General features: G+C 64.3%; 15 protein-coding genes. 5 read left to right on the forward strand and 10 right to left on the reverse strand.

The window, feature by feature from the left end; genetic code table 11:
* The first annotated feature begins 6 nt into the window (after positions 1 to 6).
* Complete coding sequence (locus SFA35_RS10130) at positions 7 to 990, forward strand: aldo/keto reductase (protein WP_320577839.1); 984 nt, start codon at positions 7 to 9, stop codon at positions 988 to 990.
* A 201-nt stretch (positions 991 to 1,191) separates the two neighbouring features.
* Here SFA35_RS10130 and SFA35_RS10135 read toward each other — a convergent pair whose 3' ends face one another.
* Positions 1,192 to 1,842: a transcriptional regulator gene (locus tag SFA35_RS10135; protein ID WP_320577841.1), complete on the reverse strand. Its 651-nt coding sequence runs from the start codon at positions 1,840 to 1,842 to the stop codon at positions 1,192 to 1,194.
* Positions 1,843 to 1,926: 84 nt separating this feature from the next.
* The gene (locus SFA35_RS10140; protein WP_320577843.1) at positions 1,927 to 3,975 is read right to left on the reverse strand and encodes an acyltransferase family protein; all 2,049 of its coding nucleotides are present in this window, start codon (positions 3,973 to 3,975) and stop codon (positions 1,927 to 1,929) included.
* Between the two features lie 636 nt (positions 3,976 to 4,611).
* On the opposite strand from SFA35_RS10140, the gene SFA35_RS10145 reads away from it, so the two are divergent.
* Positions 4,612 to 5,145 carry a hypothetical protein gene (locus SFA35_RS10145; RefSeq protein WP_320577844.1) on the forward strand — a complete coding sequence of 178 codons (534 nt, stop codon included), beginning with the start codon at positions 4,612 to 4,614 and terminating at the stop codon, positions 5,143 to 5,145.
* 222 nt (positions 5,146 to 5,367) lie between these two features.
* Entirely contained in the window at positions 5,368 to 5,589 is a 222-nt protein-coding gene (locus SFA35_RS10150) for a hypothetical protein (RefSeq protein ID WP_320577845.1), read from the forward strand.
* 88 nt (positions 5,590 to 5,677) lie between these two features.
* Here the strand turns inward: SFA35_RS10150 and SFA35_RS10155 are convergent, their stop codons facing one another.
* From SFA35_RS10155 to SFA35_RS10180, 6 genes are all read right to left on the reverse strand, one after another.
* Positions 5,678 to 6,511, reverse strand: coding sequence for an ABC transporter ATP-binding protein (locus SFA35_RS10155; RefSeq protein WP_320577847.1), 834 nt, complete (start codon positions 6,509 to 6,511; stop codon positions 5,678 to 5,680).
* Positions 6,499 to 7,302, reverse strand: a complete 804-nt coding sequence (locus tag SFA35_RS10160; protein WP_320577849.1) for an ABC transporter permease — start codon at positions 7,300 to 7,302, stop codon at positions 6,499 to 6,501. The genes SFA35_RS10155 and SFA35_RS10160 overlap by 13 nt, the downstream gene beginning before the upstream one ends.
* Before the next feature lie 8 nt (positions 7,303 to 7,310).
* On the reverse strand, positions 7,311 to 8,297 hold the full coding sequence (locus SFA35_RS10165; RefSeq protein WP_320577851.1) for an ABC transporter substrate-binding protein: 987 nt from the start codon (positions 8,295 to 8,297) through the stop codon (positions 7,311 to 7,313).
* 305 nt (positions 8,298 to 8,602) lie between these two features.
* A complete protein-coding gene (locus tag SFA35_RS10170; protein ID WP_320577853.1) occupies positions 8,603 to 10,207 on the reverse strand; it encodes a GMC family oxidoreductase in 1,605 nt (534 codons plus the stop codon).
* A complete protein-coding gene (locus tag SFA35_RS10175; protein ID WP_320577855.1) occupies positions 10,204 to 11,604 on the reverse strand; it encodes a purine-cytosine permease family protein in 1,401 nt (466 codons plus the stop codon). Before SFA35_RS10175 ends, SFA35_RS10170 begins: the two co-directional genes overlap by 4 nt.
* Before the next feature lie 164 nt (positions 11,605 to 11,768).
* Positions 11,769 to 13,259, reverse strand: a complete 1,491-nt coding sequence (locus SFA35_RS10180; RefSeq protein ID WP_320577857.1) for an aldehyde dehydrogenase — start codon at positions 13,257 to 13,259, stop codon at positions 11,769 to 11,771.
* A 282-nt stretch (positions 13,260 to 13,541) separates the two neighbouring features.
* On the opposite strand from SFA35_RS10180, the gene SFA35_RS10185 reads away from it, so the two are divergent.
* A complete protein-coding gene (locus SFA35_RS10185) occupies positions 13,542 to 14,474 on the forward strand; it encodes a LysR substrate-binding domain-containing protein (protein WP_320577859.1) in 933 nt (310 codons plus the stop codon).
* Between the two features lie 26 nt (positions 14,475 to 14,500).
* Here the strand turns inward: SFA35_RS10185 and SFA35_RS10190 are convergent, their stop codons facing one another.
* Both SFA35_RS10190 and SFA35_RS10195 read right to left on the reverse strand, forming a co-directional pair.
* Positions 14,501 to 15,178 carry a DUF1028 domain-containing protein gene (locus SFA35_RS10190; protein WP_320577864.1) on the reverse strand — a complete coding sequence of 226 codons (678 nt, stop codon included), beginning with the start codon at positions 15,176 to 15,178 and terminating at the stop codon, positions 14,501 to 14,503.
* A gap of 236 nt (positions 15,179 to 15,414) precedes the next feature.
* On the reverse strand, positions 15,415 to 16,788 hold the full coding sequence (locus SFA35_RS10195) for an aspartate aminotransferase family protein (RefSeq protein WP_320577866.1): 1,374 nt from the start codon (positions 16,786 to 16,788) through the stop codon (positions 15,415 to 15,417).
* Between the two features lie 280 nt (positions 16,789 to 17,068).
* Between SFA35_RS10195 and SFA35_RS10200 the strand changes: the two genes are divergently transcribed.
* A complete protein-coding gene (locus tag SFA35_RS10200; protein WP_320577868.1) occupies positions 17,069 to 18,388 on the forward strand; it encodes an NAD(P)/FAD-dependent oxidoreductase in 1,320 nt (439 codons plus the stop codon).
* Positions 18,389 to 18,431 lie beyond the last annotated feature (43 nt).

Below are 18,431 nucleotides of genomic sequence, written 5' to 3' on the forward strand. Positions count from 1 at the left end.
CGAGAAATGCTGAAACGACAACTGGGCAAAAGCGCTTTGCAAGTGTCCTCGATGGGTCTGGGTTGCATGGGCCTGAGCTTTGCTTATGGCCCCGCCCTGGAAAAGAAAGCCGCCATCACCCTGCTCCGGGATGCCTTCGACAAAGGTGTCAATTTCTTCGACAGCGCTGAGGCCTATGGCCCCTACACCAACGAAGAATTGCTCGGCGAAGCATTGGCTCCCATCCGTGACCAGGTGATCATCGCCACAAAATTCGGCTTCAAAAATGCTGTGCCAAACGAAGGTCTGGACAGTCGGCCCGAAACTATCAAAGCAGTGGTCGAAGCCTCCCTCAAGAGATTGAAAACCGACCGTATCGAGCTGCTCTATCAACACCGCGTCGACCCCCAGGTGCCGATCGAAGAAGTGGTAGGCACAGTCAAGCAGCTGGTCGAAGAAGGGAAAGTCTTGCATTTTGGGATGTCAGAAGCGGGCCCTGATGCGATTCGACGTGCACATGCGGTGCTTCCGGTCGCAGCCCTGCAGAGCGAATATTCCTTGTGGTGGCGCGAACCCGAGGAGCAGATTCTTCCCTTGCTGGAAGAATTGGGTATCGGCTTCGTCCCCTTCAGCCCGCTGGGTAAAGGCTTTCTAACCGGCGCCATCGATGCCGACACGAAATTCGCTGCTGACGATTTCCGTAATATGGTGCCTCGCTTCACTGAAGAAAATCGCAAGGCCAATGCACAGCTGGTCGAAGTGCTGGGGCAAATTGCCGAGGGCAAAGACGCTACCCGAGCTCAAGTCGCTATCGCCTGGCTGTTGGCACAGAAGCCTTGGATCGTACCTATCCCGGGTACTACCAAGCTGAATCGACTAGAGGAAAACATTGGGGCTGCAAACGTCGTGCTCAGCAGCAACGATCTGGCAGCCATTGCACAAGCACTTGAGCAAATCAAGGTGGTGGGTGACCGCTATCCGGCCCATCTGCAACAGAACGTCAATCGCTAACGCAACCTTCCCTTGTGCCGCCGGCCAGGAAAATCAGAGGCTACAGGCTTTGGCCCCGACCCACTGAGCCAACCATCTTCCACCTTTGTCCACGTCGCTACCACGTCGAAGTATATCGGTTGTTCAACCCGCTGAGGTGTGGTGCGGCTGCAGTGGTGAGGGTGCAACGGGGCTGCTGCGCACGCTCGCTGCAAGCGCTGCTCAAGCCTCTTCGCGCAGCTCGCGCACGTACTTGTAGACCGTCGCCCGGCCCATGCTCAGAACGTTGGCGACATAGTCTGCCGAGCTGCGCCCGTCGAATGCGCCTTCGGCAAACAGCGCCCGCACCAGCGTGCGCTTGTGTTGCCTGGACAGGGTGCTCAGCGACAGCTGCTGTGTGCCGAGCCAGCTGTGCAGAAAGGTGTTGATGCGTTCCTGCCAGTCATCGCGAAACAGCGCCTCGGGCTGCGGCAGGATGCGCCCCGGCTGGAAGAAACCGACCAGCGCATCGCGCGCCGCTTCGAGCAGGGCAAAGTTGAGGTTGATGCAGAGGATGGCCACGGCCTGGCCTTGCTCGTCCTTGAGGACGGTGGATATCGAGCGGATCTTCTGGCCGTTCCAGTTCAGTTTTTCATAAGGGCCGAAATTGGGGCCGATGGGCTGGGCAAACCGGGTGTCAGGGTTGTCTTCCGACTCCAGTGCCCCGGCCAGCTCCTGCAGCGACGAGTCATCGCCCAGCTGGCGCTTGGAGATGTTGTTGGCGATGTGGGCCACGGTCTGCGTCTCAAGGTCATGCAGGATCACCTCGGCATGGGGGAAAAACAGGGTCGCAATGCCGTCCGCGATGTTCTTGTAATTGTCGAATCGAGCCATGCAGGGACCAAGCACCGTGTTGCAGCAAAAGGGAAGGGGCCGAATATAGCAGCTCGGCCCCAGGCCTTCGACCTTGTGCCGGGCCTACCGCTTGACCAATTCCGGTGCGTTGACCATGGCCCACTGCTCGAACTGCTCGGCCACCTTGCCGCTGGCGTACTCCGAGTAGTGCTGGTACTGATCGCGGAAGATCGGCATGCCGTCCACGGTCATGGAGCACCGGTGCGCATCGCACAGCGCGGCGTTCTGGTCGAAGAACTGCACGTCAGGGTCGCGGGCCAGGAGGTAATCCATGGTGGGCTTGAACTCGGCCAGCAGGTCGTCGTGCTGTTTGGCGCTGACCACGCAGGCCGGGCTCGGCTCGACCCCGGCAAACCGCGAGAAGCACTCCTTGATATCGGCGTCGAAGCGCAGGTGCGGAACGAACACGATGACCTTGAAATGGTTGGCCAACAGCGCCGCCACCCGCTTGTCGATGCTCGCCCGATAGCTCTCGTCGCCCTTGAGCGACAGCCCGTCGATGATCACGTACTTGAGGCTGACATTATGCTTGACGATGTCGAAGACAAAATCCTCCTGCTCCTTGGCCCTGGCGCCCATGCACGGTGACACGCCTTCGTCGTCCAGCGCAGTGGTGCGGTCGGCCGAACCCACCGCGCAGTTGCCCACCGACAGGTAGGTCTGCTCGGCCAGCTGCTGGTTCTTCACCAGGCCGGGGTAGAGGTGGTTGGCGTAGCTGTTGCCGTACAGCAGCACGGTGGGCGGCTGGTCGTTGTTGGTCATGCAGAACCACCAGCTGTCCTTGTTGGGCCCCTTGTACGGGTAGCGCGCCTGGCACACCGGGTTGTTGGTGAACTGCCAGACCGGCCCGACGAATTGCGCGAAGGCTTCGCTGGAGCCGGCCATGATTGCGCGCTGCTTGAAACCGTTGACGAAGGTGCTGGCGCCGACCAGCCCCACGACCAGCAGCGCGAGATACAGCGAAGCGGCCGACAGCTTGACGCGCTTGCGGCGGATCGGCGTTTCGACGAAGCGATAGGTCAGCCAGGCCAATACCCCGGCCAGCAGCACCATGGCCAGGCGGATTCCGCGCGAAGGCAGCTGGCCTTCGAGGATGTGCGCGAAGGTCAGCAGCGGCCAGTGCCAGAGGTACAGCGGGAAGCTGATCAGGCCAAGCCAGACCACCACGCGGTTGCCCAGTACGGCGCGGTTGAGCCAGCTGCCGTTGCTCGCCATGATGATCAGCAGCGTGCCGAGCACCGGCAGCAGCGCCCAGGCGCCGGGGAATGCCGAGTTGCTGGTGACGCTGGCGAAGGCTACTACCAGCAACAGCAGGCCCGTGCCGGCCACGCCGTTGCGCAGGTAGCGCTCGTGCAGCGGCCGCTGCTCGACATAGGCCTTGAGCTGGCGCTTGCAGCGGTGCAGCCAGGCGGCGCTGCTGTCCACCGGTTGCGCCCAGTAGGCCAGGAAGGCGCCGCTGAGCAGTTCCCACATGCGGGTCTGCGGCATGTAGAAGGTGAACGACGGATCGCGGTGCACCATCGCCATGTTCAGGCCGAACGAGAGCAGCCACAGCGCTGCGATGGCCATCAATACACTGAAGCCGCGCTTGCAGATGACCCAGGCGATCAACGGCCAGACCAGGTAGAACTGCTCTTCGATGCCCAGCGACCACAGGTGCAGCAGCGGCTTGACCTCGGCCGTGGTGTCGAAGTAACCGCTTTCGTCCCACAGGAAAAAGTTCGAGGCAAACAGTGCGCCGCCCAGGATGTGTTTGCCCAGTTCCTTGAACTCGTCGGCAAACAACACGAACCAACCCGCCACGAAGCAGCAGAGCAGCACGATGCACAGGGCCGGGAAAATCCGCAGGGCGCGTTTCTTGTAGAACTCGGCAAAACTGAACTGATCGGTTTCCAGGCTTTTGAAAACAATGCTGGAGATCAGGAAGCCGGAAATCACAAAAAAAATATCGACGCCGATGAAGCCACCGCGCAGCGACGACGGGAAGGCGTGGAAGCACACCACCGCCAGCACAGCCACGGCGCGCAGGCCGTCGATGTCGGGGCGGTAGGCGGGATGGTACAGAGCGGTTTCGCGCGCCTTGTCGGTAACGGCTGTGGTGATTGTGGTCATGTTGGCTGCCCCTGCGCGAATGAGGCGGCCAGGACGGCGAGGCAATCATCAGGAAGAGCGAGGACGGGTAGAGTCATGCAGATGCGGTGGGGCTGAGGTGCGGGCATCACGAGTATTTGCGGCGCTGAACATCGCTTCATGGAAGGCCTCCTGCTTCGTCTGAACGGCTTGGGTTCGTCGGGCTGTTGTGGGTGTCCGGATACTCACGCGCGCAGCAGTGCCCGTTCCGGTTCGGGCACGGCATGGGTCAGGGCAAGTCGTGGAAACGCCTTGCAGAAGTGCAAGGCGACAGCTCGGCAGGAGCGCAATGGGGGTGGCGGCCATCGACATCGCAATGATGGGGGTCGCGGTGCCTTGGCGTCCGGCAGGCGTTGCAGGCGGACGGCGGAGCACTCTGGTGCGGGGTGGCGGACGGCTCAGATGAGAATCTGGCAGCCACCCATAACTCGCAGGATCCAACTTAGCCAGCATGATGGCACTTTTCGAGAAAGTTCTGACGAGCGGTAAAACTTTTTCATGACGCGCTTGTCGTGCCAATTTTTTGATGGCGGTTCGCTATTGCCGGCCTTGGGCATCGACCACTATTCTCCGTTCACATGTGCCCTGGTCGAGAGGGCGAGCACAAGGAGCCGTGGCGTGAGCGATCTACAGCAGGTGGTGGAGTCTGCCTTATCCAGGCTCGTGGGCCAGCCGCTGACCGGCGCTGCCCGCGCAGTGGACATGCTGACGCTGCAGCTCGGCACGCTGGGCCAGCGCCGCACGCCCCTGGGGCGCCTGGTTGAGGCGGGCCAGTGGGCGTTGCATGTTCAATGTGCCTGGAGAGTCAGCACGGCAGCGGGTTTCTACGTCGGCCGCGAGGATTACTGGCACCCCGCGGGTGCATCGGCTTCGAATAGGTCACCAGGCGACTGGACTCCCGACCTGGGCAATCGCTGGGATGAACGGATGTCCGCCTGGATCGACGCCCGCTCAGCCTGCGCTGCGAGCATTGCATCGGTTGGCAGTGACAGCTGCGGCGGGCTGCGTCTGCGTTTCGACGACGGCTACGTGCTTGAGGTGTTCCCGGGTGGGGGTGAAGGTGAGCAGTGGCGCTTGATTACCTGGGGCAGTGGTGACGGCCAGGGCCAAGACGAGTACTTCGTCATAGCTGGCGGCAGGGTTGAAACCTGAGGCCGGGTCGTTTCCGCAATCGTCGGGCCGAGCACCTGTTACATGACCTTTCGTCGTCAAATAGCAATATGCCATATCTCTCTCCGGAACCGCTTAGGTTTGCTGACGTCATAAAAACGTCGCCGATCAGGATCTGATTATTTCATTCCCTCATGAGGCGCACCACGCCGAGCCTAGGGACCAGGGCTCATTCGTCACCCCATTCGATTCGCAGGTCCACCCATGAAACTGGTCATCGCCTTCTCCGCAACTCTTCTGTGCCTCCTCGGCGGCTGTACCACCGGCTCCATAGGCGTCGGCAGCATCTTTCACACCGCCTCAGGCCAGCGTCTGACGGCCGTGACCTCGCCGACCTTTGCCGATGGCCATTACCAGTTCATCGACGCCAGCGGCCAGCAGCAGTCGCTGTATCTGTCCCAGGTCACCAGCGTTTCCCAGCGGTAAGGGCAGAGGGTTCAGCGCTGGCGCGTCAGTTGCATTGCCTCGATGATGGCGCCGCCTGGTGCGCGGGATGGTGGGGAAGGGGGAGCACTCAGTGCGCTTCGGGGCCGTCGTGAAGCTGATGAAAGATGTCGCGTTTCATGCGGATAAACTCCGGGTCCATGACCATGTCCAGGTGGCGTGGCCGGTTTATGGGCACGTCGAGCACTTGCTTGATCCGCCCCGGCCGGGCACCCATCACGAAGATCCGATCGCCGAGCAGGATGGCCTCGTCGATGTCATGGGTGACAAAGAGCACGGTCTTCTTGCTGTGCTCCCAGACCCTGAGCAGCAACTGCTGCATCTGCAGGCGCGTCTGGCTGTCCAGGGCCCCGAACGGCTCGTCCATGAGCAGAATCTGCGGGTCATTGGCCAGCGCCCGGGCGATCGCCACCCGCTGCATCATGCCGCCGGACAACTGTTTGGAGTAGTTGTCGGCGAAGCGCTGCAGGCCCACTTCGTTCAGGTAGTATTCGACGATGTCCTTGCGCTCTGCGGCCGGCATGCCGCGCCGCTTGAGGCCGAACTCGATGTTCTGGCGCACTGTCAGCCAGGGAAACAGGGTGTAGCCCTGAAACACCATGCCGCGGTCGGCGCCGGGCCCGTCGACCTGTTGGCCACCGACGAAAATCTCCCCCGAGGTGGGTTCGTTCAAGCCGGCGGTCAGGTACAGCAGGCTCGATTTGCCGCAGCCCGAAGGCCCGACCAGCACCGCGAACTGCTGGTCGGGCACCTCGAAGGAGACCTTGTCCAGCGCGGTGAAGGTATCCCCCGACGGCGTACGGTAATGCAGGCTGACCTCAGCCACCTTGAGCCGTGGTTCGGCTTGCGCCTGGGCCGCAAGGCCCGGCAGGGTACGCGGCGAAGTAGCGGTTACTGAGCCCATGCGGCCACCTTCAAGCGAAGAAAACGGAACAGTTGATCGGTGATCAGCCCCAGCAGGCCGATCACCGCGATGGCCAGGAAGATCACGTCCACCTGAAAGCCACGCATGGCCTTGAGGCTCAGGTAGCCCAGGCCACTGGAGGCCGCCACCAGCTCGGCCACCACCAGGTAGGTCCAGGCCCACCCCATGGTCACTCGCAGGGTGTCCAGCACCCCGGGCAGCGAGGCCGGGGCGATGACGTGCAGCACGGCATCGGCACGGTTCGAGCCCAGGGTGTAGGAGGCATTGATCAGGTCCTTGGAGACCCCTTTGGAGACGTCGGCGATCATCACCAGCTGCTGGAAGAACACGCCGAAGATGATGATCGACACCCGTTGCTCCAGGCCGATGCCGATCCACAGGATGAACAGCGGCACGAAGGAGGTCACCGGCAGGTAGCGGATGAAGTTGACCAGCGGCTCCAGAAACGCCTGTACAACCCGGAAGCTGCCCATCAACAGACCCACCGGCACGGCGACCAGCGAGGAGATCACAAAGCCCATCATGACCACCTCGACGCTGGCCCACACGTGGGTCCCCAGGGTGCCGTCGCGGGCCAGGCGGGCGGCCGCGGCGAACACCGCGCCAGGGGTCGGCAGGAACATCGCCGGCACCACTTCGCCGTAGGACAGCACCGCCCACAGCCCGATCAGCAGGACCCAGGCCAGGCTGCTGGCACTCCAGATGACCGGCATCGGGATGCTCGCCTTGGGGGTCAGGCAACGGTTCAGCCACGAATTGCGCTTGGACATGGGCGTTCCTATTTCGGGCTGATGAAGCGGTTGTCGATCAGGTCACCGTAGCTGACGTTGTAGGGCTTGCCCTGCAGCTCGGTGGCGGTCTCGTTGGCCAGCTTGATCACCGCCGCAGCGTCGCCCTGGCTGCCGTTGCTGCCCAGCAGCTTCTCGCTCATGGCCTGGTCGTAGAAGCGCACGCCCTTGGCCGCCGATTCCAGCTCGCCGGCATCGGCCAGGTAGCCGCCCACGCCCTTGGCCATGATCGCGTAGGCCTCCTTCGGATGCTCCTTGGTGTACTGCACGGCTTTGTACAGGCCGGCCACCAGGGCCTTGACGTCGTCCGGCTGCTTGTCGACCACGTCGCAGCTAAGGGCGACCACGTCGACGATCACGCCCGGGGTGCTGCTGCTGTCGACCAGCACCTTGCCGGTTTTCTTCTCGCGCACGGTGCTCAGGTGCGGCTCCCAGGTCACGGCGGCCGGGACGCGGCCGGCGATGAAGGCGGTGGCGGCGTCGTCGGCGGTCATGTTCTGGATGGTCAGGTCGCTCATCTTCATGCCGGCGTTCTTGAGCAGGTAGTTGAGCCAGAATTGCGACACCGAGCCTTCGTTGACGGCCACCGCCTTGCCCTTGAGGTCCTGCAGGCTGTTGACGTCCTTGCCCACCAGCACGCCGTCGCCGCCGTAGCTTTCATCCAGGGCCGCCACGGCCTTGAAGCAGAACTGCGGGCGGTACTTGAGGATCTCGTCCAGGGTCGAGGCCGAGCCCGAGAGCTTGCCGGAGGCCTGGGCGGCCATGTACATCGAGGCTTCCTCGATGGTCGGCAGTTCGACGCTCAGGCCTTTTTCCTTGAAGTAGCCCAGGTCCCGGGCCAGGTACAGGGTGCCGTAGCCGACCCAGGTGGTATGACCGATCGAAAGCGTGCCCGCCTGGGCAGCGCTGGCAATGCCGGTTGCCAGGGCGGTGAAGGCCAGCGGACGGATGCAGCGCGAGACGAATGACTTGACCATGAAGCACTCCCGGAATGATGGTGTTTTTTTAGTTCGTGCGATTCGGGGGCAGGAAGGCGAGACGCCAGGGCAACGACGGATTGGTCTCTGTGTGGACCTTGTGCCTCGGACGGGCGAGGCTGATGTTGGCGCAAGTGGTGCAGAAGGAAAATTAGTAAATATGTGGTCGTTGACGAGGAAAAAACTGGGCTCGACAGCCGTTTCAGCGACGCCTGCGCGAGCCTGCGCCGGGCCGATCGGCCATGGCGCAGGAACCGCAGCGAGCGCTCTTCGCCCGCTTCCTCATTGACGACGGCCAGCCCAGGCTAGACAGCGCCCGGTGGTGTGCGGCGCAGGATCAGGTCGGCGGCTTTTTCGCCGATCATGATGCAGGGCGCGTTGGTGTTGCCGCTGATCAGGGTCGGCATGATCGAGGCATCGACCACCCGCAGGCCTTCGATGCCGTGCACCTTGAGTTCGGGGCTGACCACGCTCATGGCATCGCTGCCCATCTTGCAGGTGCCCACGGGGTGAAAGACCGTGGCAGCGTAGTCGCGCACATACGCCAGCCATTGCTCGTCGGTCTGCACCGCTTTGCCCGGCAGCATCTCCTCGCCGCGAATGCTATCGAACTCGGCCGAGGCCAGCACACGCCGGGCCAGCTTCAGCCCTTCCACCAGCACCTTGGCGTCCTCGGGGTCGGACAGGAAGTTGAAGTCGATGAGCAGTTGCCGGTCGCGGCCGATGCGCACCTCGCCGATACTTCCGGGCCGCAGCACGCAGGTGTGCACCGCGTACCCATGGCCCCATTCGAACAGCCGCCCGCGGTGGCTGCGGTAGCCGGGCACGAAGTGGAACTGCACGTCCGGCAAGCCGTCGCTCAGCGCGGTTCGGGCAAAGCCGCCGGCCTCGACGTAGTTGGTGGTCAGCCAGCCCATCCGGGCCCTCAGGTAGCGCCAGGGCGAAGTGACGATGCTCGGCAGCGCGCCGGCCGAGAAGCCGAGGGTCAGCGGGCTTTTCGAGCGCACGGTGATCAAGCCGTCCAGATGGTCCTGCAGGTTCTTGCCGACCCCCGGCAGGTCATGCCGGACCTCGATGCCGGCGGCCTGCAGGTCCTGCGCCGGGCCGATGCCGGACGCCAGCAGCAACTGCGGGCTGCCCAGGGAGCCGGCGCAGAGGATGACTTCGCGGTTGGCCTGCAAGACCTGCCGGGTGCCCGCCATCTGCACGTTGACGCCGGTGGCGACACCCCCGTCGACCACCACCGAGTGCACCGTGCAGTCGGTGATCACCTTGAGGTTGGGCCGGCTCAGCACCGGCGCGACGAACGCCCGGTAGCTGGACAGGCGCCGGGCATTCTTCTGCGTCAGGTTGTAGATGCCGCAGCCCTCGAGCTGCTCACCGTTGAAATCGTCGTTGCGGCGGATACCGACCTTCTGCGCCGCGCTGACGAACAGCCGCGACACCGGGTTGGGATCGCGCGCCGCCTCCACGTTCAGCTCGCCGCCCGTGCCATGCCGGCCAGGGTCCTGGCCGAGGCGGTTGTTCTCCGACTTCTTGAAGTAGGGCAGCACGCTGTTCCAGTCCCAGCCGGGGCAACCCGCTTGTGCCCAGCGGTCGTAGTCGCTGGCGTGGCCGCGGATGTAGATCATGCTGTTCATCGAGCTGGAGCCGCCCAGGGCCTTGCCCCGGGGCGTATGCAGGCTGCGCCCGCCGAGATGCTGCTGCGGCGCGCTGAAGAAATTCCAGCTGTAGGTCTTGCTCTTGTACAAGGTGATGGTGCCCGCCGGCGTCTGGATGCGCTGGCTGTTGTCGTTGCCGCCGGCTTCGATCAGGCACACCTTGACGGCCGGGTCGGCGCTCAGGCGGTTGGCCAGGACGCAGCCGGACGAGCCAGCCCCGACGATCACGTAGTCGAATGGCGTGTTCATGCGCTTTTCCCCATGACGTTCAGTGCCTGCACGCGATTGCGCCGCCGGCTGGCCAGGTAGTACACCGGCGAGATCACCGCCAGGCCGACCATCCAGGAGATGTCCGCGCCGCCCATGGCCCGCGCGATGACCCCGGTGTATAGCTCGGTGGCCATGAAAGGCACCTGAACCAGGATGCCCAGCAGGTAGCAACCGACGGCGGTCCAGTTGACGTAGCCGTAGATGCCGCCGTCGCGACGAAAGAACGAAGCGACGTCGTAGCTGCCATGGGCGACCAGGTAATAGTCGACCAGGTTGATCGCGGTCCAGGGCACCAGCACATACAGCAGCAACAGAATGAAGTTGGTGTAGTTGGCCATGAAATCATCCTGGCCCAGCAGCGCCAGGGTCAGGGCGATCGAGAACAGCAGCAGGGCGGTGATGGCGCGCGACAGGGCGCCGGCCGACCATTTAGGCACCAGGGTCTGGCCGACGGTGATCGCCGAGAGCGTGCCGCAGTACAGGTTCATGGCGTTGGTGGCGGCGATGCCGATGGAGAACACCGCGACCACCAGGGTGGCCAGGCTGCCGGTCAGCGCGATCAGGCCGGCGGTGATATCGCCCTCGACGCACAGGCCGACGATCACGCCCAGCGCCATCGGCAGGATCGAGCCCAGGCAGCATCCCCAGTAGCTCGACCAGAAGGCCGCGCCGCCGCCGGTATTGGCCGGCATGTAGCGCGAGTAGTCGGACACGTAGGGGGCGTACGCCAGTTGCCACAGCGCGGCGATGGACAGGGTGCCGAGAAAGCCGGTCAGGTTGAGTTCGTTGCGCTGCATGAAGTCGGCCGGCAGGCCGTGCACGCCAACGATCCAGATGAAGCACAGCAGCAGCGTCGCTCCCGATACATAGGACATGATCCGCGTGTAGGCGTGGATCAGGCGGTAGCCGAACACCGTGGCCACCACACTGATCAGGCCCACCAGGATGATCCCCTGGTTGGTCGAGAGCAGCGGGTAGCGGCTGTGCAGCGACTGCCCGCCCAGCACCAGGTTGGAGGCGAAGAAGCCCAGGTACATGATCACCACCAGCGCCACCACCAGCAGCGAGCCATACGAGCCGAATTGGCCACGGGTCTGCACCATCTGCGGTACGCCCAGCTGCGGGCCTTGCGCCGAGTGCAGGGCCATGAAGATGCCACCGACCAGGTTGCCGAGGATCAAGGCGGTCATGGCCGCCAGGAACGGCAGCTTGAACACGGTCACCGCGAGCGCGCCGGTGACCACGGTCAGCAGCATGATGTTGGAGCCGAACCAGATGGTGAACAGATCGCGCGCCCGTCCATGCCGTTGATCATGGGCGATGGGCTGGATGGTACTGAGTTCCAGGGTGGCGGGTGTGGAGTCGTTGCTCTGCATGGAAAGTGCACTCTGTTGGCACCCGGGTGCATGCCCGGGATCAATGACTGGCTGGCAGGTAATACAGAAAACAGCTGCGCTGCCGGGACGGTTTGCGGGGACCGACTTTCTTGTTGTTCGCCGCGCCTGGCAGCGGCCAGGCGCGGCGGATGCAGCACACCTGCTCAGCGCAGCTGAAACCAGGTGGTCTTCAATTGCGTGTACTTGTCGAAGGAATGCAGCGACAGGTCGCGGCCGAAGCCCGACTGCTTGCCGCCGCCGAAGGGCACGCAGACGTCCAGGGCGTCCACGGTGTTGACCGAAACGGTGCCCGCGTTCAGGCGGCTGGCGACCCGGTGGGCACGGTTCAGGTCGTCACTCCACAGCGAGGCGGCGAGACCGTAGATATGGTCGTTGGCCATCTGCACCGCCTGATCCTCGTCGTCGAACGGGGTGATCGCCAGCACCGGCCCGAACACCTCCTCACGGGACAGGCGCATGTCATGGCCGACGCCGGTGAACAGGGTCGGTTGAATGAAGTTGCTCGAGCCGTTGATCACCACCTGCTCGCCGCCGGCCACCAGGCGGGCCCCCGAGCTTGCGGCCTCATCGATGTACGCCATGACCCGGGCGGTTTGCCGGGCATCGACGATGGCGCCCATCCGGCTGGCCGGGTCGAGGGGATCGCCGGGCTGCCAGTGGCGAGCCTTGTCTTGCAGGCGCTCGACGAACTCATCGTGAATCGAGCGCTCCACCAGCAGGCGCGAGTTCGCCGAGCACACCTCGCCCTGATTGAAGAAGATACCGAACGCGGCTTTTTCGGCGGCCAGGTCCAGGTCCTGGCAGTCGGCGAACACCAGGTTCGGGCTCTTGCCGCCGCACTCCAGCCACACCTGCTTGAGGTTCGATTGCGCCGAGTAGTTCATGAAGCACTTGCCCACCTCGGTGGAGCCGGTGAACGCCAGGGCGTCGACATCCGGGTGCAGTCCCAGGGCGCGCCCGGCCTGCTCACCGAGCCCGGTCACGACGTTGAAAACACCCGCCGGAATGCCGGCCTCGGCGGCCAGCTCGGCCAGGCGCAGGGCTGAAAAAGGCGATTGCTCGGCAGGCTTGAGGATCACGCTGTTGCCGGCCGCCAGGGCCGGCGCCAGTTTCCACGCGGCCATGTCCAGCGGGAAGTTCCACGGCACCACGGCCGCGATCACGCCCAGGGGCACGCGGGTGATGGTGGCAAGCGTGCCGGGGCCGGTGGGCGCCACCTGATCGTAGAGTTTGTCGAGGCTTTCGGCGTACCAGGCGAACACGTGCGCGGCGCCGGGCACGTCGATGCTGTAGGCGTCCATCACCGGCTTGCCCATGCTCAGCGAATCCAGCAGCGCCAGTTCCTCGCGGTGGGCCAGGATCAGCTCGCTCAGGCGCAGCAGGATGGCCTTGCGTTCGCGCGGCTGCATGCGTGCCCACGGCCCGCTTTCATAGCTCTTGCGTGCCACCCGTACGGCCGCGTCGACGTCCGCCTCGGCGCAGGCGCTGACGTCGGCCAGCAGCGCGTTGGTGGCCGGGTTGATCACCGCGAAGGTGGCACCGCTCAGGGCCGTGCAGGGGCGGCCATCGATCCAGGCGGCCTGACTCAGGGTTTGCTGGCTGGCCAACCGTTGCCATGCGTTGAAGTCTGTCACTGCACGCTCTCCGCTCGCTGCTCAATGGGCTGTTCGACTGACGATGGGGCCGATAGTGGAGCAACTGGGCGGAGTGAGAAACCAGTAAAAATGTGGTCCTTATCGATAAAAAACCTCGCCAGAAGCGCACTGTTCTGGTGCGCCCAAGGCCATGTTTTTTAAGGTCAACGCTTAGGAAATTGCTCCTTTGCGAACCCCGCGCAAACTTGCAGAATGCACGGCTGGATTGAACTGGAGCGCGCTGGCGCGTGGTTTGCGCGACGGCGCCATATCGAGGGCGACATGGCTGTCTACAATCTGCGGCAACTCAAGTATTTCGTGACCACGGTGGAATGTGGCAGCGTCGCCGAAGCGTCGCGCAAGCTCTATATCGCCCAGCCTTCGGTGTCCACGGCGATCAAGCATCTGGAAGAAAGCTTCGCGGTGCAGCTGTTCATCCGTCATCACGCCCAGGGTGTTTCGCTGACCCCCAGCGGCGCGCGCTTCTATCGCAAGGCTCAGGAGCTGCTGCGGGTCGCCCATGAGTTCGAGCAGAACGCCTTGGCCGACAACGATGTGGTGGCGGGGCAGATCGATATCGGCTGCTTCGAAACCGTCGCGCCGCTCTATCTGCCGCAGCTGATCGCCGGCTTTCGTGACCGCTGGCCCGGCGTCGAGGTGCGCATTCGCGACGGCGAGCAGCAGGAACTGGTGCAGGCATTGACGTCGGGCAGCATCGACCTGGCGATCCTCTACGAGCACGATCTGGACAGCACCATCGTCACCGCGCCCCTGATGCCGCCCCAGCAGCCTTATGCACTGCTGCCCGAGGGGCATCGCTTCGCCAGCCAGGCCAAGGTGTCCTTGACCGACCTGGTGCTCGAGCCGATGGTGCTGCTCGACGTGCAGCCCAGCCGGACCTATTTCGTGAGCATCTTCGAAGAGCTGGGCCTGAACCCGCACATCCTGTTCAGCTCGCCTTCGATCGAGATGGTCAGGGGCACGGTCGGTCGCGGGTTCGGCTTCGCCATCCTGGTGACGCGGCCGCATTCGCCCTATACCTACGACGGCCAGAAGGTGGTCTGCGTGCCGCTGGTCGAGCAGGTCACCGGCTCGGGCCTGGCGGCGGCCTGGCTGCGCCGCTCGCAGCTGACCAAGCCGGCGCAGCTGTTCATCGATCACTGCCGTGAGGTGCTGGCAACCCAGCCAGGGGCCAGCGAACCGATCACCCGGTGAAGCGGTATGGGGGCGCCCGGGTGCCCTCAGCGCTCATCGCCGGGCACGCCGTAGCCCGGTGCCTTGCTGGGGTCGAGCGCGCGGGTAAGGTAGTCCTGCACCTGAGGGCTGTAGTCCAGCCACAGGGCGGCGAGATTGCCGACCGGGTCCTCATCGGCCCAGTCGACCCGCAGGTCGATGATCGGCCAGGTGTGCTCGCCGACCACCACCATGGCTGCTGAATGCACCGGGCCTGCTTCCCCACCTGCGGCCATCGCCGCCTGCATGGCGGCGATCAGGCGATCGGCCAGGTGGCCCCCGCTGGTCTCGAAGGTGTGCACCAGGGCTTCGATGACTGCGGTGCCCGCCAGCATATTGCCGGCTGCCACGCACTGCTCGCCCGACAAGGCGTGGTGGCAGCCCAGGGTGTTGGCGCCGCTGAAGTGAGCGGTATTGCCCAGGTGGTCGATGGCGGTCAGCTGGCGAAACTGGCCATAGCCGTTGCGGGTCAGGGCCTTGTCCAGCGCCTCGGCAGGCGAGGCGCCCTGTTCCAGGTGATCCAGCACCTGCGGCCCCAGGGCCGGCAGGGTGATGTTCTGCGTGGCCACCGCACCCACCCCGGGGCGCAGCCAGGGGCAGCGCGCACCGACGGCAATGCTCGAGGAGCTGATGGCGATCCCCAGTTGGCCGGTTTCGGCGCAGCGACCCACGATTGAAAATGTCATGACGGCGATCCTGTCTGGTCTGAACTGGGCATCTGAAACGGCCAGGGACGGGCATTGCGCCCCGGGTTCAGAAAGGCAATGGCTGCATTCTGTCGGCCGACAGCGGCCAGCGAAACGAGGTTTTTTATGGTGCTTGCTTATCGAAAAGATTGCTTGTGGGCGGGCAGGGGAGCAGCGGTTGGTCGGCTAGCCGCCCTGGCGCAGCAACGCCAGAGCGGCTGGGCGCCGCTGGCGGCCTAAAGAAGGTTCAGCTCGCGGGCTGTCCGGTTCACCGAGCGCAGGGTCTTCTCCACCAGCTCGTCCAGTTCGGCATGGTTGGCGACCAACGCCGGCGCCATGATCATGCGGCCCAGTGTCGATCGGATGATCAGCCCTTCTTCGAAGCCGACGGTGCGGCAGTGCCAGGCAATTTCGTTCTCCTGGGCAAAGCGCTGGCGCGTGGATTTGTCCTGGGCGAACTGCAAGGCGGCCACCAGGCCGGTGCCCTGGATATCGCCAATGACGGGGTGGTCGGCGAACGCTTCGCGCAACAGCTGGTGGAAATACGGACCGGTGTCGGTCTTCACCTGGCTGACCACGCCTTCGTCACGCAACGCAAGGATGTTGGCGATCGCCACGGCCGCTGCCACCGGATGACCGGAATAGGTCAGGCCGTGGGCGAACACACCGCCCTGGTCGACCAGCACCTCGGCCATCTTGCGGCTGAGGATCAAGCCCCCCATGGGGATGTAGCCACTGGTCAGGCCCTTGGCAATCGACAGGGTGTCGGGCTCGAAACCGAAGTGCTGGTGGGCGAACCACTCCCCGGTGCGGCCGAACCCGCCAATCACCTCGTCGGCGCACAGCAGCACGTCGTACTGGCGGCAGATACGCTGGATCTGCGCCCAGTAGCTGGCCGGCGGGAAAATCATGCCGCCGGCGCCCTGGAACGGCTCGGCGACAAAGGCCGCCACCTGGTCGGCACCCAACTCGAGGATCTTGGCCTCGAGTTCCGCTGCCGCCTTGAGGCCGAACGCCTCTTCGCTGAGCTCGCCGCCCTGGGCGTACCAATAGGGTTCGCCGATGTGCGCGAAGCCCGGCAGCATGCCGCCCATTTCATGCATGAAGCCCATGCCCCCCAGCGCCGTGCTGCCCAGGGTCGAGCCGTGATAGCCGTTCCAGCGGCCGATCATCACGCTCTTCTCGGGCTTGCCTTGAATCTGCCAATAGCGACGCACGGTGCGGATCAGCACCTCGTTGGCTTCAGACCCCGAGTTGGTGTAGATCGCGTGGCTGTAGTGGCTGGGCAACAGGCTGAACAGCAGCTCCGACAGCTCGATGACCCGCGGGTGGGTGGTGTGGAAAAACAGGTTGTAGTAGGGCAGTTCATGCAGCTGCCGCGCGGCCGCCTCGGCCAGGTCCTTGCGGCCATAGCCCAGGTTGGTGCACCAGAGCCCGGACATGCCGTCCAGATAGCGTTTGCCGTCCGTGTCCCACAGGTGCAGGCGCTCGCCGCGTTCGATCACCAGCGCGCCCTGGGCGTTGAGGGCTTTCTGGTCGAGAAACGCATGAATGTGGTGTGCGGCGTCGAGTTGCTGGTATTCGGCGGTGGCACGTGTTGTTTTGCTCATGGCTGATCTCCGCAGGCGCCAGCGCTGTGGTAGGTGTGTCCAAAACGGCAATGAACGGGCAAAGCAGGCGCTGGGCTTGCGCGATAGTGACCAAGTGCGGGCTTTTGGAAAACCAGTAAATATGTGCTCTCAAGCGATAAAAAAGCTGGTCAGGGCGGGTGGGCGGCGGGTTTTTCGATCCCTAGTTTTTTCCTCTGCTGCGACCACAAAAATCATATTTTCGCTATCGGGCGTAACTGCACAGAATGCCTGCACTCCCGCCTTCGAGAAGGAACAGGCAATGACAGCTGCAGTCGTGGAAACAGATACCCTTGTGGTGGGCGCCGGCCAGGCCGGCGTGGCCATGAGCGAGCACCTCAGCCGACTGGGCGTTCCCCATCTGGTGCTCGAGCGCAACCGCATCGCCGAGGCCTGGCGGACCTGCCGCTGGGACTCGCTGGTGGCCAACGGGCCAGCCTGGCACGACCGTTTTCCCGGGCTGGAATTTCCCGGCCTGGACCCCGACAGCTTTGCGCCCAAGGAGCAGGTCGCCGACTACTTCGAAGCCTACGCCAGGCAGTTCAATGCGCCGATTCGCACCGGCGTCGAGGTCCGGCAGGTGGTGCGCAACGCCGGCCGGCCCGGTTTCACGGTCGACACCTCGCAAGGCCCGATCCAGGCCAGGCGTGTGGTGGTCGCCACCGGGCCTTTCCAGATTCCGGTCATCCCCGGCATTGCCCCGCAAGACCCGGCGCTGCAGCAGCTTCATTCGGCGCACTACCGCAACCCCGAGCAGCTCGCCGCCGGTGCGGTGCTGGTAGTCGGCGCGGGTTCGTCCGGCACCCAGATCGCCGATGAACTGCAGCGCGCGGGCAGAACCGTGTACCTCTCGGTGGGCCAGCACGACCGTCCACCCCGGGCCTACCGCAACCGCGACTTCTGCTGGTGGCTGGGCGTGCTCGGGCTGTGGGACGTGGCGGCCATGCAGCCGGGGCGTGAGCACGTGACCATCGCGGTCAGCGGCGCCCATGGCGGGCGCACCGTGGATTTTCGCGAGCTGGCGCAGCGCGGCCTGAAGCTGGTCGGCCTGACCCAGTCCTTCCACGACGGCGTGGTGACCTTCCGGGAAGACCTGGTGGAGAACCTGGCCAAGGGTGACGAAAACTACCTGTCGCTGCTCGATGCAGCCGACGCCTACGTGCAGCGCAATGGCCTGCAGCTGCCAGCGGACCCCCAGGCGCGGCGGGTGTTCGCCGACCCCGACTGCGTGACCCGGCCCATCCTCGAACTGAATCTGGCGCAAGCCGGCATCACCACGATCATCTGGGCCACCGGCTTTACCAGCGACTACAGCTGGCTGAAGGTCGACGCCTTCGACGCCAAGGGCAAGCCGCAGCATCAGCGCGGGGTGTCCACTGAACCGGGTATCTACTTTCTGGGGCTGCCCTGGCAGTCGCGCCGCGGGTCGTCGTTTATCTGGGGCGTGTGGCACGACGCCAAATACGTCGCCGACCAGATCGCCATCCAGCGTCAATACTCGACCTACCACGAGGCCGCTGAACGCAAGACCGATGCCGCGCTGCTCGACCCATCGTCCGCCAAGGCCGCCCTGGGCGCCTGATGTTCATGGCCGCAGCCGGCCTGCGGCACACCGTTGTCTTCGT

The sequence above is a fragment of the Pseudomonas sp. HR96 genome (assembly GCF_034059295.1).
In the GTDB taxonomy this organism is placed as follows: Bacteria; Pseudomonadota; Gammaproteobacteria; order Pseudomonadales; family Pseudomonadaceae; genus Aquipseudomonas.

What these genes read in the sequence shown, in the direction of transcription:
- SFA35_RS10175 (WP_320577855.1), bottom strand. Translation starts at nt 11,604, where the DNA reads ATGCAGAGCAACGACTCCACACCCGCCACCCTGGAACTCAGTACCATC.
- SFA35_RS10200 (WP_320577868.1), top strand. Translation starts at nt 17,069, where the DNA reads ATGACAGCTGCAGTCGTGGAAACAGATACCCTTGTGGTGGGCGCCGGC.
- SFA35_RS10140 (WP_320577843.1), bottom strand. Translation starts at nt 3,975, where the DNA reads ATGACCACAATCACCACAGCCGTTACCGACAAGGCGCGCGAAACCGCT.
- SFA35_RS10150 (WP_320577845.1), top strand. Translation starts at nt 5,368, where the DNA reads ATGAAACTGGTCATCGCCTTCTCCGCAACTCTTCTGTGCCTCCTCGGC.
- SFA35_RS10195 (WP_320577866.1), bottom strand. Translation starts at nt 16,788, where the DNA reads ATGAGCAAAACAACACGTGCCACCGCCGAATACCAGCAACTCGACGCC.
- SFA35_RS10165 (WP_320577851.1), bottom strand. Translation starts at nt 8,297, where the DNA reads ATGGTCAAGTCATTCGTCTCGCGCTGCATCCGTCCGCTGGCCTTCACC.
- SFA35_RS10190 (WP_320577864.1), bottom strand. Translation starts at nt 15,178, where the DNA reads ATGACATTTTCAATCGTGGGTCGCTGCGCCGAAACCGGCCAACTGGGG.
- SFA35_RS10130 (WP_320577839.1), top strand. Translation starts at nt 7, where the DNA reads ATGCTGAAACGACAACTGGGCAAAAGCGCTTTGCAAGTGTCCTCGATG.
- SFA35_RS10155 (WP_320577847.1), bottom strand. Translation starts at nt 6,511, where the DNA reads ATGGGCTCAGTAACCGCTACTTCGCCGCGTACCCTGCCGGGCCTTGCG.
- SFA35_RS10170 (WP_320577853.1), bottom strand. Translation starts at nt 10,207, where the DNA reads ATGAACACGCCATTCGACTACGTGATCGTCGGGGCTGGCTCGTCCGGC.
- SFA35_RS10185 (WP_320577859.1), top strand. Translation starts at nt 13,542, where the DNA reads ATGGCTGTCTACAATCTGCGGCAACTCAAGTATTTCGTGACCACGGTG.
- SFA35_RS10135 (WP_320577841.1), bottom strand. Translation starts at nt 1,842, where the DNA reads ATGGCTCGATTCGACAATTACAAGAACATCGCGGACGGCATTGCGACC.
- SFA35_RS10160 (WP_320577849.1), bottom strand. Translation starts at nt 7,302, where the DNA reads ATGTCCAAGCGCAATTCGTGGCTGAACCGTTGCCTGACCCCCAAGGCG.